The organism is Lentzea flava (assembly GCF_014648475.1).
Lineage (GTDB): Bacteria > Actinomycetota > Actinomycetes > Mycobacteriales > Pseudonocardiaceae > Lentzea > Lentzea flava.
The window spans coordinates 187154-202724 of record NZ_BMRE01000010.1 but is presented as its reverse complement, the minus strand read 5'-3'; the positions used below and the strand labels follow the sequence as shown (position 1 = coordinate 202724).

The 15571-nt window shown below is 68.3% G+C and carries 16 protein-coding genes; 10 read left to right on the top strand and 6 right to left on the bottom strand.

From position 1 onward, the window contains the following. Nucleotides 1-122: 122 nt before the first annotated feature. Entirely contained in the window at nucleotides 123-974 is an 852-nt protein-coding gene (locus IEZ09_RS15370; RefSeq protein ID WP_189254345.1) for an AsnC family protein, read from the bottom strand. 257 nt (nucleotides 975-1231) lie between these two features. Here IEZ09_RS15370 and dnaE point away from each other — a divergent pair, with 257 nt between their 5' ends. The 5 genes from dnaE to IEZ09_RS15345 are packed head-to-tail and all read left to right on the top strand — an operon-like array spanning nucleotide 1232 to nucleotide 8345. Beyond that, nucleotides 1232-4777 (top strand): DNA polymerase III subunit alpha, encoded by a 3546-nt coding sequence (gene dnaE / locus IEZ09_RS15365; RefSeq protein WP_189254344.1) that lies wholly within the window; start codon nucleotides 1232-1234, stop codon nucleotides 4775-4777. A 47-nt stretch (nucleotides 4778-4824) separates the two neighbouring features. Then, a complete protein-coding gene (locus tag IEZ09_RS15360; RefSeq protein ID WP_229812578.1) occupies nucleotides 4825-6030 on the top strand; it encodes a cytochrome P450 family protein in 1206 nt (401 codons plus the stop codon). 10 nt (nucleotides 6031-6040) lie between these two features. Next, the gene (locus IEZ09_RS15355; RefSeq protein WP_189254343.1) at nucleotides 6041-7297 is read left to right on the top strand and encodes an adenosylmethionine--8-amino-7-oxononanoate transaminase; all 1257 of its coding nucleotides are present in this window, start codon (nucleotides 6041-6043) and stop codon (nucleotides 7295-7297) included. Between the two features lie 11 nt (nucleotides 7298-7308). After that, a complete protein-coding gene (locus tag IEZ09_RS15350) occupies nucleotides 7309-7812 on the top strand; it encodes an RICIN domain-containing protein (protein WP_189254342.1) in 504 nt (167 codons plus the stop codon). A gap of 2 nt (nucleotides 7813-7814) precedes the next feature. Beyond that, nucleotides 7815-8345: an RICIN domain-containing protein gene (locus IEZ09_RS15345; RefSeq protein ID WP_189254341.1), complete on the top strand. Its 531-nt coding sequence runs from the start codon at nucleotides 7815-7817 to the stop codon at nucleotides 8343-8345. On the opposite strand, the gene IEZ09_RS15340 is transcribed toward IEZ09_RS15345, so the two are convergent. Further along, nucleotides 8329-8577: a glutaredoxin family protein gene (locus IEZ09_RS15340; protein ID WP_189254340.1), complete on the bottom strand. Its 249-nt coding sequence runs from the start codon at nucleotides 8575-8577 to the stop codon at nucleotides 8329-8331. The two genes, IEZ09_RS15345 and IEZ09_RS15340, sit on opposite strands and share 17 nt — an antisense overlap. Before the next feature lie 36 nt (nucleotides 8578-8613). Here IEZ09_RS15340 and bioD point away from each other — a divergent pair, with 36 nt between their 5' ends. The 4 genes from bioD to IEZ09_RS15320 all read left to right on the top strand — a co-directional run bounded on the left by bioD (nucleotide 8614) and on the right by IEZ09_RS15320 (nucleotide 11221). Next, nucleotides 8614-9333, top strand: coding sequence for a dethiobiotin synthase (gene bioD / locus IEZ09_RS15335; RefSeq protein ID WP_189254339.1), 720 nt, complete (start codon nucleotides 8614-8616; stop codon nucleotides 9331-9333). Nucleotides 9334-9403: 70 nt separating this feature from the next. After that, nucleotides 9404-10420: a biotin synthase BioB gene (gene bioB / locus IEZ09_RS15330; RefSeq protein WP_189254338.1), complete on the top strand. Its 1017-nt coding sequence runs from the start codon at nucleotides 9404-9406 to the stop codon at nucleotides 10418-10420. Between the two features lie 8 nt (nucleotides 10421-10428). After that, nucleotides 10429-10617: a biotin synthase auxiliary protein BsaP gene (gene bsaP / locus IEZ09_RS15325; RefSeq protein ID WP_189254337.1), complete on the top strand. Its 189-nt coding sequence runs from the start codon at nucleotides 10429-10431 to the stop codon at nucleotides 10615-10617. A 13-nt stretch (nucleotides 10618-10630) separates the two neighbouring features. Then, nucleotides 10631-11221: a DUF2567 domain-containing protein gene (locus IEZ09_RS15320; RefSeq protein ID WP_189254336.1), complete on the top strand. Its 591-nt coding sequence runs from the start codon at nucleotides 10631-10633 to the stop codon at nucleotides 11219-11221. Between the two features lie 16 nt (nucleotides 11222-11237). Here IEZ09_RS15320 and IEZ09_RS15315 read toward each other — a convergent pair whose 3' ends face one another. Next, the gene (locus IEZ09_RS15315) at nucleotides 11238-11960 is read right to left on the bottom strand and encodes a putative hydro-lyase (protein WP_189254335.1); all 723 of its coding nucleotides are present in this window, start codon (nucleotides 11958-11960) and stop codon (nucleotides 11238-11240) included. Next, nucleotides 11957-13201, bottom strand: coding sequence for an MFS transporter (locus tag IEZ09_RS15310; RefSeq protein WP_189254334.1), 1245 nt, complete (start codon nucleotides 13199-13201; stop codon nucleotides 11957-11959). Before IEZ09_RS15310 ends, IEZ09_RS15315 begins: the two co-directional genes overlap by 4 nt. A 177-nt stretch (nucleotides 13202-13378) precedes the next feature. On the opposite strand from IEZ09_RS15310, the gene IEZ09_RS15305 reads away from it, so the two are divergent. After that, the gene (locus tag IEZ09_RS15305; RefSeq protein ID WP_189254333.1) at nucleotides 13379-14191 is read left to right on the top strand and encodes an alpha/beta fold hydrolase; all 813 of its coding nucleotides are present in this window, start codon (nucleotides 13379-13381) and stop codon (nucleotides 14189-14191) included. Here the strand turns inward: IEZ09_RS15305 and IEZ09_RS15300 are convergent. Together IEZ09_RS15300 and IEZ09_RS15295 are read right to left on the bottom strand one after the other, a co-directional pair. Then, nucleotides 14188-14868, bottom strand: coding sequence for an LON peptidase substrate-binding domain-containing protein (locus IEZ09_RS15300; RefSeq protein WP_189254332.1), 681 nt, complete (start codon nucleotides 14866-14868; stop codon nucleotides 14188-14190). The genes IEZ09_RS15305 and IEZ09_RS15300 overlap by 4 nt on opposite strands. 9 nt (nucleotides 14869-14877) lie before the next feature. After that, a complete protein-coding gene (locus IEZ09_RS15295) occupies nucleotides 14878-15546 on the bottom strand; it encodes an NUDIX hydrolase (protein ID WP_189254365.1) in 669 nt (222 codons plus the stop codon). Nucleotides 15547-15571: the final 25 nt, after the last annotated feature.

Sequence of the window (15571 nt, the reverse complement as noted above, 5' to 3'; positions counted from 1 at the left end):
CCCACCCCACCAGCCCGGTATGCCAAGGACTGCTCGGCTGCGCCATCGCTTGGGGCTCGCCTGCGGCTTCGCCTTCGCGAGAGAACCGGGGTGCGGGGTGCGTGCTGGGAGCGAGAAGGTGACTAGTCCTCGACGGTCCACACGAGCGTGTTGAGGTCGACCTCGGGGCGCACGCTCCAGCGGACCTGGATGACCTCGGTCGTGTCCGGCAGTACGAAGACCGTGTGGCCGCCGGCCGTCTCGCCGGGCTGCACGCCCAGCTTGTGTGCCGGGCGCGAGGACAGTGAGACGGGGGCCTTCGTCACGGTCTCGCCCGTCTTGGTGACCAGGACCAGGTACATGTCCGGGAGTGAGGTGTACGGGACCTGCGAGGTGTTCGTGACCTCGGTGTGCACGACCACGGCCCGTTCGCCCTCGGCCAGCTTGTAGCCCGCTGCGGTGAACAGGAAGTCCGCCGGGTCCACGAACTCGACCAGCTGGATCGAGAGGTGGGCGCCTTCCAGGCTGTCGGCCTCCAGGGCCGAGCCGATCTTGCCGGTTCGCGAGACGGGCCTGGGCTGTGGCTGGTCGGCGCGCACCCACCCGGCCGACTGCGGTGGGCCCCAGGTGGCCTGGGGCTGGGCCTGCGGCTGGGCCGGGAACGGCTGGCTGGTCGGGGCCTGGGGGGCGTAGGGGACCTGGTGCGGGCCGCTCACGTGGTGGGGGCCGCTCTGGTGGACGGCGTAGGAGCCTGAGGCGGGTGGGCCCAGGTAGTTGCCGTAGGCGGCGGCGTTGGCCAGGGCCCTGCGGATGCCGTTCGGGTCGCATTCGACGCCCACCAGCAGGGGGAGGCCGCTGCCGGAGAGGGTGATCAGGCGCATGGCGGCCTCGCGCGGGTCCATGCCGAGACGCTGGGCGATCTCGTGCACGGCTGCGCGGCCCGAGTCGGCGAGCATCGCCAGGAGTCGGGCGTCAACGGGATCAGGGGCCACCACGAATCGAACGCTACCCCGCGCTCCCGATCTTCGCGTCACCGGCCGGTTGATTGAGATCAGCTTGTGCGCGACCTTCGTCACCAAGGGGGATGAGGGTGTTGTCGATCATGGTGTTGACCAGGTGGTTCGGCACGACTTGGCAACAGGCCGCGGGGACCTCCCGCACCGTCGCCGCATGGGCCTGTAGGCTCGACCGGCGCGAGGACGTGATCGTCCCCTGGTCGCGCGAAAACGCTTGCTACACAAGGGGGTTGCCCGTGGCGGACTCGTTTGTGCACCTGCACGTGCACACCGAGTACTCGATGCTCGACGGTGCGGCGAAGCTCAAGGACATGTTCGCCGAGTGCGAGCGCATGGGCATGCCCGCCGCGGCCATCACCGACCACGGCAACATGTACGGCGCCTACGACTTCTTCAAGCAGGCGACGGCGGCCGGGATCAAGCCGATCATCGGCATCGAGGCGTACATGGCGCCCGACTCGCGGTTCAACAAGAAGCGCGTGCTGTGGGGTGACCCCGGGCAGAAGGCCGACGACGTGTCGGCGTCGGGTGCCTACACGCACCAGACGATCTGGGCGCGCAACGTCGAGGGTCTGCACAACCTCATGAAGCTGTCCAGCCTGGCCTCGACCGAGGGGCAGCTGGGCAAGTGGCCGCGGATGGACGCCGAGCTCATCGCCCAGCACTCCGCCGGGCTGATGGCGACGACCGGGTGTCCGTCGGGTGAGGTGCAGACCCGGCTGCGGCTGGGGCACGACAAGGAAGCTCTCGAGGCTGCTGCCAAGTGGCAGGAGATCTACGGCAAAGAGAACTTCTACATGGAGATCATGGACCACGGCATCGAGATCGAGAGCCGGGTCCGCGGCGGGCTGCTGGAGATCCAGAAGAAGCTCGACATCCCGTTCGTCGTGACGAACGACTCGCACTACACGTACCCGACGGACAAGGACACGCACGAGGCGCTGCTCTGCATCCAGACGGGCAAGACGCTGCAGGACCCGACGCGGTTCAAGTTCGACGGCACCGGTTACTACCTGAAGTCGCCGGAGGAGATGCGGGCCGTCGACTCCAGCGACGCGTGGCAGGAGGGGTGCCGCAACACCCTGCTGATCGCGGAGAAGGTCGACACGACCGGCATGTTCGCGTTCAAGAACCTCATGCCGCGCTACCCGGTGCCCGACGGGCTGACCGAGGACCAGTACTTCCGCGACGAGGTCTGGCGCGGCATGCACCGGCGGTTCCCCGACGGGGTCGACGAGGAGCACACCCGGCAGGTCGAGTTCGAGATCGACGTCATCCTGCAGATGGGGTTCCCGTCGTACTTCCTCGTCGTCGCGGACTTCATCAACTGGGCCAAGTCCAACGGCATCCGCGTGGGTCCCGGCCGTGGTTCGGCCGCGGGTGCGCTGATCGCGTACGCGCTGGGCATCACCGACCTCGACCCGCTGCCGCACGGCCTGATCTTCGAGCGGTTCCTGAACCCCGACCGCGTCAGCCCGCCCGACATCGACATCGACTTCGACGAGCGCCGGCGCGGTGACGTCATCCGGTACGTGACGGAGAAGTGGGGCAAGGAGAACGTCGCCCAGGTCATCACATTCGGCACCATCAAGGCCAAGGCCGCCATCAAGGACTCCGCGCGAGTCCTGTACGGCCAGCCCGGCTACGCGGTCGCCGACCGGATCTCCAAGGCGATGCCGCCCGCCGTCATGGGCAAGGACATCCCGTTGTCGGGCATCTTCGACCCGTCGCACAAGCGGTACGCCGAGGCCGCCGAGGTGCGCGGGCTCTACGACACCGACCCGCAGGTCAAGGAGATCATCGACACCGGTCGCGGTCTCGAGGGCCTGATCCGCAACGCCGGTGTGCACGCGTGTGCGGTCATCATGTCCGCGGAGCCGCTGACCGACCACATCCCGGTCTGGATGCGCCCGCAGGACGGGTCGATCATCACGCAGTTCGACTACCCGACCTGCGAGACGCTCGGCCTGCTGAAGATGGACTTCCTGGGTCTGTCGAACCTCACCACAATCGACGACGCCCTGCGCAACATCGAGCTCAACGGCAAGGGCAAGATCGACATCACCGACGGCAACCAGGTGCCGCTCGACGACAAGAAGACCTACGAGCTGCTCGGCCGCGGTGACACGCTGGGTGTGTTCCAGCTCGACGGTTCGGCCCTGCGCGACCTGCTGCGGCTGATGAAGCCGGACAACTTCGAAGACGTCTCGGCCGTCATCGCCCTGTACCGGCCGGGTCCGATGGGTGCGAACTCGCACACGAACTACGCGCTGCGCAAGAACAAGCTCCAGGAGATCACGCCGATCCACCCCGAGCTCAAGGAGTCGCTCGCGGAGATCCTGGACACGACCTACGGCCTGATCGTCTATCAGGAGCAGGTCATGGCGATCGCGCGGAAGGTGGCCGGCTACTCGCTGGCCCAAGCAGACCTGCTCCGCCGCGCGATGGGCAAGAAGAAGAAGGAGATCCTCGACAAGGAGTTCGAGGGCTTCGAGAAGGGCATGCTCGACAACGGGTATTCCAAAGAGGCGATCAAGACCCTCTGGGACATCCTCGTCCCGTTCGCCGACTACGCGTTCAACAAGGCGCACTCCGCCACCTACGGCGTCATCGCGTACTGGACCGCGTACCTCAAGGCGAACTACCCGGCCGAGTACATGGCCGCGCTGCTCACCACGAACTCCGACAACAAGGACAAGTCGGCGATCTACCTCGCCGAGTGCCGCCGCATGGGCATCACGGTGCTCCCGCCGGACGTCAACGAGTCCGAGCGCGAGTTCGCCCCGGTCGGCAACGACATCCGCTTCGGTCTCGGCGCGATCCGCAACGTCGGCGCGAACGTCGTCGACGCGATCATCAAGGCGCGCAAGGAGAAGGGGAAGTTCGTCGACTTCTCCGACTTCCTGCGCAAGATCGACGCCACGGCCTGCAACAAGAAGGTCGTCGAGTCGCTGATCAAGGCGGGGGCGTTCGACTCGCTCGGCCACCCGCGCAAGGGCCTGCACATGGTCCACGTAGACGCCGTCGACGCCGTGATGATCACGAAGAAGGAAGAGGCCAAGGGCCAGTTCGACCTCTTCGGCGGCGGCGACGACTCGGGCGAGGACCTGGGCGGCGTGTTCGACGTCAAGATCCCGGACGAGCACTGGGAGTCCAAGCACCAGCTCGCGCTGGAACGGGAGATGCTCGGCCTCTACGTCTCCGGCCACCCGCTGAACGGCGTCGAGCACGTGCTGGAGTCGTACTCCGACACCTCGATCGCGCGGATCCTGGAAGGCGACGTCCCGGACGGCACCCAGGTCACCATCGGCGGCATCCTCGCCTCGGTGATGCGCCGGGTGAACAAGAACGGCGAGTCGTGGGCGTCGGCCCAGCTCGAGGACCTCGCCGGTGGCATCGAGGTGCTCTTCTTCCCGAAGAGCTTCATGGTCCACGGCATGTCCGTGGTCGAGGACGCGATCGTGCTGGTCAAGGCCCGCGTGGCCAAGCGCGACGACCGCATCTCGCTGATCGCGAACGACCTCGTGGTGCCGGACCTGAGCGAGATCGGCAACCGCGCGATGAGGTTGAAGATGCCGGCCACCAAGTGCCGGCCGGAGATCGTGACGCAGCTGAAGGAAGTGCTGCGGGCGCACCCCGGCTCGACCGAGGTGCACCTCAACCTGATCATCAACGCGTCGCGCAACACCGTGCTGAAGCTGGACGACGCGCTGCGGGTGGCGCCCACGCCGTCGTTGATGGGCGACCTGAAGGCGCTGCTCGGACCGGGATGTCTCGGCTAGCTGAGAATTTGTGGCGAGAGTTGAGTTAACGGGGTTAACTGGGTGAGGTGACGACACTCACCCAGTTGCCCGCCGACTACGTCCAGAACCCGCACGAAGTGCACGACATGTTGCGTGCCGAGGGGCCCGTGCAAGAAGTCCACCTGCCGCGTGGACTCAAGGTCTGGCTCGTGACTCGTTACGAAGAAGCCAAGATCGCCCTCACCGATCCGCGCATCAGCAAGGACGTGCAGGCCGGGGGCCACGTCTTCGAGCTGCACTCGCCTCCCGACGGGCCGCGCCGCCCGCCGGCGAGCACCTTCTCGGAGAACATGCTGAACATGGATCCGCCGAACCACACCCGGCTGCGCAAGTTCGTGACCAAGGCGTTCACCGCCCGGCGGATCGAGCTGATGCGCCCGCGCGTGGAGGAGATCGCCGCCGAGCTCATCGCCAAGATGAACGACGGCGACGAGATCGATCTGCTGGAGGCCTTCGCGTTCCCGCTGCCGATCACGGTGATCTGCGAGCTGCTCGGCATCCCGATCGACAACCGCGACGAGTTCCGCGGTTGGTCGAACACGCTGTTGTCCTACGGCACGCCGGAGCAGATCGCCGAGGCGTCGGGGAAGATGGCGCAGTTCCTTATCGGGCACGTCGACCGCGTCGCGAACGAGGCGCCGGACGACACGTTCTTCTCCGCGCTCGTGCACGCGGACGAGTCGGGTGACCGGCTCAGCCACGCCGAACTGGTGTCGATGGCGTTCCTTCTGCTCGTGGCCGGACACGAGACGACGGTGAACCTCATCGGCAACGCCGTCCTGGCACTGCTGCGCAATCCGGACCAGCTGCAGATCCTCAAGGACCGCCCGGAGCTGATCCCGGCGAGCACGGAGGAGTTCCTGCGGCTGGAGGGACCGGTGAACATCGCGACGTTCCGCTACACCGCCGAGCCGGTGGAACTCGGCGGCGTCACGATCCCCGCCGAGGAGCTCGTGATGGTGTCGCTGATCGCGGCGAACCGGGACCCGGAGAAGTATGAGAACCCCGACCAGCTGGACGTCACCCGGTCGGCGCAGGGGCACGTCGCGTTCGGGCACGGCATCCACTTCTGCCTCGGCGCCCCGCTCGCCAGGCTGGAGTTCGACGTGGCGCTGACGCAGCTGCTGGCGAGGTTCCCGAACCTGCAGCTCGCCGCCGAGCCGGAGACGCTGGTGTGGCGCGACAGCACGTTGATCCGCGGCCTGCACACGCTGCCCGTGCGCCTGGCTTAACCTTCGGCGCGTGGACGACCTGCTGAAGCTCGACCAGGCGCACGTCTGGCACCCGTACGGCCCGATGCCGGGCACCCAGGAGCCGTTGCTCGTCACCGAGGCTTCGGGTGTCCGGCTCACGCTCGCGGACGGCAGGGAGCTGGTCGACGGCATGTCGTCCTGGTGGGCGGCGATCCATGGCTACCGCCACCCGGTGCTGGACGCCGCCGTCACCGCGCAGCTCGGTCGCATGAGCCACGTGATGTTCGGCGGGCTCACGCACGAGCCCGCCATCCGCCTCTGCGCGAAGCTCGTCGAGATCACGCCCGCGGACCTGCAGCACGTCTTCCTGTGCGACTCGGGCTCGGTGTCGGTCGAGGTCGCGATCAAGATGTGCCTGCAGTACTGGCGTTCGCAGAACAGGCCGGAGAAGCGCCGGCTGCTGACGTGGCGCGGCGGCTACCACGGCGACACGTTCAACCCCATGTCCGTGTGCGATCCGGACGGCGGCATGCATTCGCTGTGGCGTGGAATCCTGCCGGAGCAGGTCTTCGCCGACGCGCCACCGGCCGAAATGGACACCGCCTACGTCCAGCACCTCGCTGACCTGGTCGAACAGCACGCCGATGAGCTTGCCGCGATCATCGTCGAGCCGGTCGTGCAGGGCGCGGGCGGTATGCGGTTCCACGACCCGCGCTACCTGCACGTGCTGCGCGAGCTGGCCTACACCCACGACGTGCTGCTGGTGTTCGACGAGATCGCCACGGGCTTCGGCCGCACCGGCGAGCTGTTCGCCGCGGACCACGCGAACGTGAGCGCGGACGTGATGTGCCTCGGCAAGGCGCTGACCGGCGGATACATGACGATGGCGGCCACCCTGTGCACGCCGCGGGTGGCGGACGGGATCAGCAAGGGCGAGGTGCCGGTGCTGGCGCACGGGCCGACGTTCATGGGCAACCCGCTCGCGTCGGCGGTGTCGCTCGCGTCGATCGACCTGCTGCTGTCCCAGGACTGGAAGCGTGAGGTCGCCCGCATCGAGAACGGGCTCCGTGAAGGCCTCGCTCCCGCACGCGCGTTGCCCGGGGTGAAGGACGTGCGCGTGCTGGGCGCTATCGGGGTCGTGCAGCTCGATCGGCCCGTGGACATGGCTCGGGCGACCAAGGCGGCGGTGGACGCGGGGGTGTGGTTGCGGCCGTTCCGCGACCTGATCTACACGATGCCGCCGTTCATCTCGACCGATCAGGAAATAGGTCGGATTGCGGCTGCGGTGGTCGCTGCCGCTCGCTAGCGTGACACCACATGGGGAAAATTCCGGCCGCCGTGTGCGCGGCCATCCTGGGGGTAGCGGGTCTCGCCGCGCCGGCGCAGGCCGCGGCCGAGCCTGTCACGTTCTTCAAGTTCTACGGATCCGGTACCGGCGGGAAGCTCTACTTCCCCGGCACGGACAAGTGCCTGGACGCGGCGCTCGAGGAGATCGACCGCGACGGCGGCAAGGTGCAGATGTGGACCTGCGGGTTCGGCGGTGACGAACAGGAGTGGCGGTTCGAGCACTCGTCGGACCCCTACGAGGGCTCGCTCATCATCAACGTGGCGAACGGCAAGTGCCTCGACGTCGCGCTCGAAGAGATCGATCTCGAAGGCGGCAAGGTGCAGATGTACCAGTGCACCGGCGGCATCGAGCAGCGCTGGTACGTCTCTCCCCACCAGGGCGACATCCTGGTCAAGAGCAGGGCGACCAAGGGACTGCTCGGCGTGCCGAGCGTCTACGACGGCGCCCCTGTCGGCATTTACGGGAAGGCCTGACGGTGAAGAAGATCCCGGCCGCCGTGTGCGCGGCCGTCCTGCTGGTGACCGCTCTCGTCGCACCGGCGCAGGCCGCGGACGAACCGGTCCTGTTCAAGTGGCCGTTCTCCGGCTACGGGCACGTCGCCACTCCCATCATGTTCCGCACCCCCGCCTCTGGCATGTGCCTCGACGCGGCGCTTGAGGAGATCGACCGCGACGGTGGCAAGGTGCAGCTGTGGACCTGTGGGTTCGGTGGTGACGAACAGCGGTGGAACCTCGAACCCCATCCGTTGGGCGGGGGCTTCCAGATCGTCAGCGTCGCGAACGGCAAGTGCCTCGACGCGGCGCTGGAAGAGCTGGAGCAGGAGGTCACGCGGCTGAGCCTGTGGCAGTGCACCGGTGGTGTGGAACAGCTGTGGCAGGGCGGTTATCACACGGGTGACCTGCTGATCTACAGCGGCGCCAAGTGGCGTTCGGTGTTCGGCGCTCCTGGTGTGTACGACGGAGCGCCGGTCAGCCTCCACTCGGTCAGCGTCACCCCGCCGGCCTGATCGCGGCCGACAGCTGAGTGTCGTTCGGTTCGACCAGGACATCCCCGTTCGGCAGCACCAGGACGGGGATGTTCTTGCGTCCGGAGATCTCGATCGCCTTGTCCCGCGCCTCGTCGTCGTTCTCGACGTCGATGTAGGTGAACGGCACGTTGTTGCGGGTCAGCCACGACTTGGCCCGGCGGCAGTCGCCGCACCACTCGGCGCCGTACATCACGATCGGTTGCTCACTCATGCTGTCACGGTATGTCACGGCCTAAGGTGAGGATCCGTGAGCGTGCTGGTGATCACCGGAACCGGGACCGAGGTCGGCAAGACGGCCGTCACCGCGGGCATCGCGGCGCTGGCCAGGGCAGAGGGCAGACGGGTCGCGGTGCTGAAGCCCGCGCAGACCGGCCTGCTGCCCGGCGAGCCGGGCGACGTGGCGGAGGTCGCCCGCCTCGCGGGCGACGTGACCACCCGTGAGCTGGCCAGATACCCCGACCCGCTGGCGCCGGACACGGCGGCGCGCCGGGCCGGGATGGCCACCGTGCACCCCAAGGACGTCGCCGCCGTCGTCACGGAGCTCGACGAGACTCACGACCTGGTGCTGGTCGAGGGGGCGGGCGGGCTGCTCGTGCGGTTCGACGAGAGCGGGTCGACGCTGGCCGACATCGCGTGGGCGGTCAACGCGCCCGTGCTGATCGTGGCGCAGGCCGGGCTCGGGACGTTGAACGCCACCGCGCTGACGGCAGAGGCGCTGCAGCGGCGTGGCATCGAGTCGATAGGTGTCGTGGTCGGCAGCTGGCCGTCGCACCCCGACCTCGCCTCGCTCACGAACCTGGCCGATCTGCCGGAGGCGGCGGGTGGTCCGCTGCTCGGGGCGCTGCCGCAGGGTGTGACGAAGCTCGGTTCTGTGGATTTCCTGGCGGTCGCCAAGAGATCGTTTTCACCGTGGTTCGGCGGTGAGTTCGACCCGGAGACATTCGCGGCCCAGTTCGCCGTCCAGTGACCTATGTCGCTCCACGCTGAAGGATTCAGTGAGGCAGACTGCTCGCCAGGCCACAGGAGGAGGAGAGACCGTGACCGCAGCTCCGGAACAGATCGATGTGCTCGACGAGGCTCGTGAGCAGGTGCTCGAACGAGGCGTCGGGCTCTCCGAAGCCCAGGTCCTGAAGGTGCTCGAGCTGCCTGACGACCGGATCCCCGAGCTGCTCGCGCTCGCCCACGAGGTGCGGGAGCGCTGGTGCGGCCCCGAGGTCGAGGTCGAGGGCATCGTCTCGCTGAAGACCGGCGGTTGCCCAGAGGACTGCCATTTCTGCTCGCAGTCCGGCCAGTTCCCGTCGCCGGTGCGCAGCGCGTGGCTGGACATCCCCGGCCTCGTCCGCGCCGCCAGGCAGACGCGCGAGACCGGCGCGACCGAGTTCTGCATCGTCGCCGCCGTGCGGGGGCCGGACAAGCGGCTGCTCTCGCAGGTGCGCGACGGCATCAAGGCCATCCGCGAGGACGGCAACGACATCCAGATCGCCTGCTCGCTCGGCATGCTCACGCAGGAGCAGGTGGACGAGCTCGTCGCGATGGGCGTGCACCGCTACAACCACAACCTCGAGACGGCCCGCTCGCACTTCCCGAACGTCGTCACCACGCACTCCTGGGAGGAGCGCTGGGACACGTTGAAGATGATCCGCGACGCCGGCATGGAGGTCTGCTGCGGCGGCATCATCGGCATGGGCGAGTCGCTGGCGCAGCGCGCGGAGTTCGCCGTGCAGCTGGCCGAGCTGGAGCCGGACGAGGTGCCGCTCAACTTCCTCATCCCGAACCCCGGCACGCCGTACGAGAACTACCCGGTCGTCGAGGGCACCGAGGCGCTGCGCACGGTCGGCGCGTTCCGGCTCGCGCTGCCGCGCACGATCCTGCGGTTCGCGGGCGGTCGTGAGCTGACGTTCGGCGACCTGGGCGCGAAGCAGGGCATGCTCGGCGGCATCAACGCGATCATCGTCGGCAACTACCTGACGAACCTCGGCCGTCCGGCCCAGCAGGACCTCGACATGCTGGAAGAACTGTCCATGCCGATCAAGGCGCTGAGCCAGACCCTGTGACTCCCGTGATGACGTACTGCTCTTTCTGCGGCAAGGACACCGCTGACGGCGACCACGCGTTCTGCCGTCAGCGGCTGTCCGTGATCGACCCGCCGCGCTACTGCTCGCAGTGCGCGCGCCGCATGGTCGTCCAGGTGACCCCGGACGGCTGGGCGGCGCGCTGCAGCCGCCACGGCGAGATCACTTCTGGTCGGTAGTAACCTCTCGCGAATGGACGAGAAAGCAGCGCCGGTGCGCATCGAACCCGTGCCGGAGCCGCCGTACGTCTACCACTACATCCGGCCGCGGCCGAAGGTCGTGGTGAAGCGTGATCTGCTGCCGGCCCTGGTGGTGGCGCTGACGACGTTCGCGTTCGGGCTGCCAGCCGGATACGTGTGGTCGTGGCTCGCGCCGGGCCAGCTCAAGATCGTTTCGCCGCAGGACAACAAGTTCTACCCGATCGGGGTGGAGAGCTACCACCGGCTCGACGCGCTGATGGTGTTCGTGCTGATCGGTCTCGGCGCGGGAGCGATCACCGGCATCGCGGTGTGGCTGCTGCGGCAACGGCGTGGCCCGGTCGTGATGCTCGGGATGACGGCGGGTTCGTTCGCGGCGGCGTGGTTCGCCCAGTACCTGGGCGGCAACCTGGCCGCGGGCGCGTACCCGATGCCGGCGACGATCAAGCCGAACGACACCCTGCTCGTCGCGCCCACTTTGGAGACGTGGTGGGGAATTCTGGCGTGGCCGTTGGCGGCCGCGCTGGCCTACGGCTGCTGCGCGGCGTGGAACGGCCTGGACGACCTGGGACGGCGCCTCGGCTGAGACGCCGTCCTCTCGGTCAGCCGACGCGGTAGGCGAAGTCCGGCATGTCGGTCACGAACATCTGACCCGGCGCGTGCGTGATCGCGAACGGCGGCCTGGACTTCATCAGCACCGCCTGCGGAGTCACGCCGCACGCCCAGAACACCGGCACGTCACCGGGTTCGGGCTCAACGGCGTCGCCGAAGTCGGGCCGGTGGACGTCTTCGATGCCGAGCATCCGCGGATCTCCCGCGCCGACCGGAGCCCCGTGCACCGACGGCATCAGCGCCGTCACCTTGTGGGCGATGTCCACAAGGGACTCCGGAATCCAGCGCATCGACACGACCATCGGGCCGTGCAGCCGTCCCGCTGGCCGGCACTGGATGTCCGTGACGAACATGGAGACGTTCTTGCCCTGGTCCACGTGCCGCAGCGGCACTCCGGCGCTCTCGAGCGCGGTCTCGAACGTGAAGCTGCAGCCGATCAGGAACGTCACCAGGTCGCCGCGCCAGAACTCCGTGGCGTTCTCGGGTTCGGCGACCAGCTCACCGTGCTCCCAGATCCGGTAGCGCGGCGCGTGGGTGCGCACGTCCGCGTCCGGCTTGAGCGCGCTGACCGTCTCACCGGCGTCCAGCACGTCGAGCACTGGACAGGGCTTCGGGTTGCGGTGGGTGAAGAGGAGGAAGTCGTAGGCCCAGTCCTTTCCGATGGCGATCAGGTTGGCCTGCGCCTGGCCAGGTGCCTTGCCCGCTGTCGTCATTCCAGCTCCTTGTTGACCGTCTCGGGCAGCCAGAGCAGCGCGATGACCGCGATCCCGTACGCCGCCGCTCCGAACAGCATCGCACCGCCGATGCCCAGCTTGTCGGCCATGAACCCGACCGCACCGGGGAACAGCGCGCCGAACGCGCGGCCGAAGTTGTAGGTGAAGCCCTGCCCGGTGCCCCGCAGCGCGGTGGGGTAGAGCTCGGACAGGTAGCTGCCGAAGCCGCTGAAGATCGCGCTCATGCAGAACCCGAGCGGGAAGCCGAGGAACATCACCAACGTGTTGGCACCGTTGGGAATCTGCGTGTACGCCACGATCAGCAGCGCGCTCGCCACCGCGAACAGCGTGAAGGTCTTCTTGCGCCCCAGGTAATCCGTGAGATAGCCGCCGCTGACGTACCCGATCCAGGCGCCGCTGATGAGGAACGCGAGGTACCCGCCGGTGCCGATGACCGTGAGGCCGCGGCCGGTCTGCAGGAACGCGGGCAACCACGTCGCAAGGGTGTAGTAGCCGCCCTGGACACCGGTGGCGAGCAGGGCCGCGAACAGCGTGGTCTTGAGGATGCCGCCCTGGAAGATCTTCGGGAACGTGCCCTTCTGGTTGGTGTGGGCCTTCGCCTCGGGTGCGTCGTCGACGTTGCGGCGCACGTAGAAGATGAGGATCGCGGGCAGCGCACCGGTCCAGAACATGATCCGCCACGACCACGCCGGTTCCGCCAGCGAGGCGACCAGCGTGTTCACGATGACGGCGAGACCCCAGCCGACCGCCCACGCGCTCTGGATGAACGCCACCGTGCGGCCGCGGTACTTCGGCTTGCAGTACTCGGCCACGAGGATCGCTCCCGCCGCCCACTCGCCGCCGAACCCGAGGCCCTGCAGGGCGCGGAAGACCAGCAGCGTCTCGTAGCTGGTCGCGAAGCCGCACAGCACGGTGAAGAACGCGTACGCCGCGACCGTGATGATCAGGGTTTTGGAACGGCCGAACCGGTCGGCCATCACGCCGGCCACCGCGCCGCCGATGGCGCTCATCAGCAGCGTGGACGTGCCCACGAGACCCGCCTGGGCCTTGGTGAGGTGGAAGTAGCCGGTGATCGCGACCAGGCTCAGCGGCAGGACCCAGTAGTCGTACGAGTCCAGCCCGTAGCCGCCGAACGCGCCGATGAACGCGCGCCTGCCCTTCTGGCCGAGACTGCGGAACCAGGCGAAACGGCCTGTGTCCTCGGTCGTGGTCGTGCTCATGGGACACCTCGCAGCGTGGTGGAGGAGTGCTTGGGATGTGATGTGGCCCTCAGTGACTAGCACTGTAAGGATTGTTCAACAATCCCACAAGACCACAATTCAACGATCCTGCGATCGGCTCAACGATCGCGGGTGAGCCGGCGTTGAGGTGGCAGCAGCCAGAAGGGGGAACAGCGAATGATCACCTCGACCGACGGCACCGCCATCGCCCACCGCACCACCGGCAGCGGCCCCGGCCTGCTCGTCGTCCCCGGCGCGATGGAGACCGCGGAGGACTTCCAGCGCTTCGCGGACGCGTTGAGCGACGAGTACACCGTCCACGTCCTCGACCGCCGCGGCCGCGGCGAGAGCGGGCCGCACAGAGCGGGACACGGGCTGAGAACCGAGGTCGAGGACGTCAGGGCCGTGCTGGACGCCACCGGCGCCGAGCGGGTGTTCGGTGTCAGCTCCGGCGCGGTGATCGCGTTGCAGGCCGCGCTGCAACTGCCCGGCATCACCCACGTGGCCGCCTACGAGCCACCGTTCGACGTGGTGAAGCGCAAGGGCGGCGTCCTCACGCGGTTCGAGGAAGAAGTGCGGGCGGGCAAGGACCTGGAGGCCGTTGTCACGATCACCAAGGGCCTCGGGATCGGGCCGCGGTGGATGCGGCTCGGGCTGCGGCTGACCCCGCGCGCGCTTCTCGTCGCGATGTTGCGCAAGATCCAGGCGGACGAAGGGGAAGACCTGTTCGAAGGCCTGCCGACCGTGAGCCACGACCTGCGGATCGTCGAGGAGGGCGGCGCGAACCTCGCGCGTTTCGCAGCGCTACGCCCGCACGTGCTGCTGATCGGCGGAACGGACTCGCCGCGCGACCTCACGAGCGGCCTGCACGCGCTGGCCGATGTGCTGCCACGCGCGGAGAAGATCCTCGTCGAGAACGCCCACCACCTCACCCCCAGCGACGAGCCGCGGCTGGTGGTGCCGGCGCTCAGGGGCTTCCTGAAGACCTAGTTGGGGTTCGGCACGTGCCCGTACTCGGTGAGCGGCACCGGCACGGCCTTCAGCGCGCTGAGAATCCCGGTCTCGCGGTGCAGCATCCGCCGGACGAGCCGCAACCGCCGCGCCGGCGACCGTTCCTCCAGCAGCCGCTGCCGGTCCTCCACCGGCAGCAGGCAGTCGGCGGCCAGCAGGTACGACAGCGCGCCCAGGTCGACGTCCTCCGCGGGCGAGGACCAGTCCTCGCGGTGCCAGGCCGCCCCGCAGTACCGCTCGTGGGCCGCGCGCGCCCCGCGTTCCAGGATCGGCACGACCTCCCGTGCCGCCTCGGGCACGGGGGAGTCGTCGAGGTAGTCGACGTGGGCGAGCAGGTACGGGGCGGTCGTGGAGTCGACGTCCAGCAGGCGGAACCGGCGCACCCCGCGCGTGACGATGTCGAAGCGGCCCTCCGGCAGCGGCCTGGCGTCGAGCAGGTCGGCGGAACAGCCGATGTCCTGCAGGGAGTGCACGTTGTCGGCGCCCACCTCCCAGCCCTGCTTGATGCACACGACGCCGAACGTGCGGCCGAACAGCGACCCGGTCATCAGGTCGACGACGAGCTGGCGGTAGCGCGGCTCGAAGATGTGCAGCGGCAAAGACGCCCCCGGCAACAGCACCGTGCCCAGGGGGAAGAGCGGAAGCGTCTCGGCCACGCGTCCACGTTACGGGGTGCCACTCCCGCCCGCCGGACGGCCGGATCCCGGCGGTCTCAGCACGGCGAACGGATCGGTCACCTTGATTCCCTTGGCGCTGAACCGGAACAGGGCGGCCGGCCGGCCGCCGGACGGGCCGGGGGGAGCGGTGCCACCGGTCGGTTCCAGCAACAACCGGCGGGACAGGACCCGCTGGAGGTTCGTCGCGGACACCCGGTAGCCCAGCGCCGCGGAGTAGTGGTCGCGCAGCAGGGAGATCGTGAACTCCGGTGGTGCCAAAGCGAAGCCGAGGTTGGTGTACGACAGCTTGGAAGCGAGCCGGTGCCGCGCTCGGTGCACGATCGAGGCGTGGTCGAAGGCCATCGGGGGGAGCGTGTCCACGCAGTGCCACCGGGTGTCCTCCGGGACCTCCGGATCGACGTCCGACGGCACCAGCCCGAGGAACGCCGTCGCCACCACGCGGGGCGGCGGGACCCGGTCCGGCGCGCTGAAGACGGCCAGCTGCTCGACGTGTGACAGTTGTCGCACATCGACTTTTTCGGCGAGCTGACGGCGGATGGAGGTCTCCACGTCCTCGTCCACCCGCAGGCCGCCACCCGGCAGCGACCAGCGGTGAGCGTGTGGCTCCCGTGCGCGCTCCCACAGCATGACCTGGAGTGACGCACCTCTCACCCGCAGCACAGCTGCCAGAACTTCATGTCCC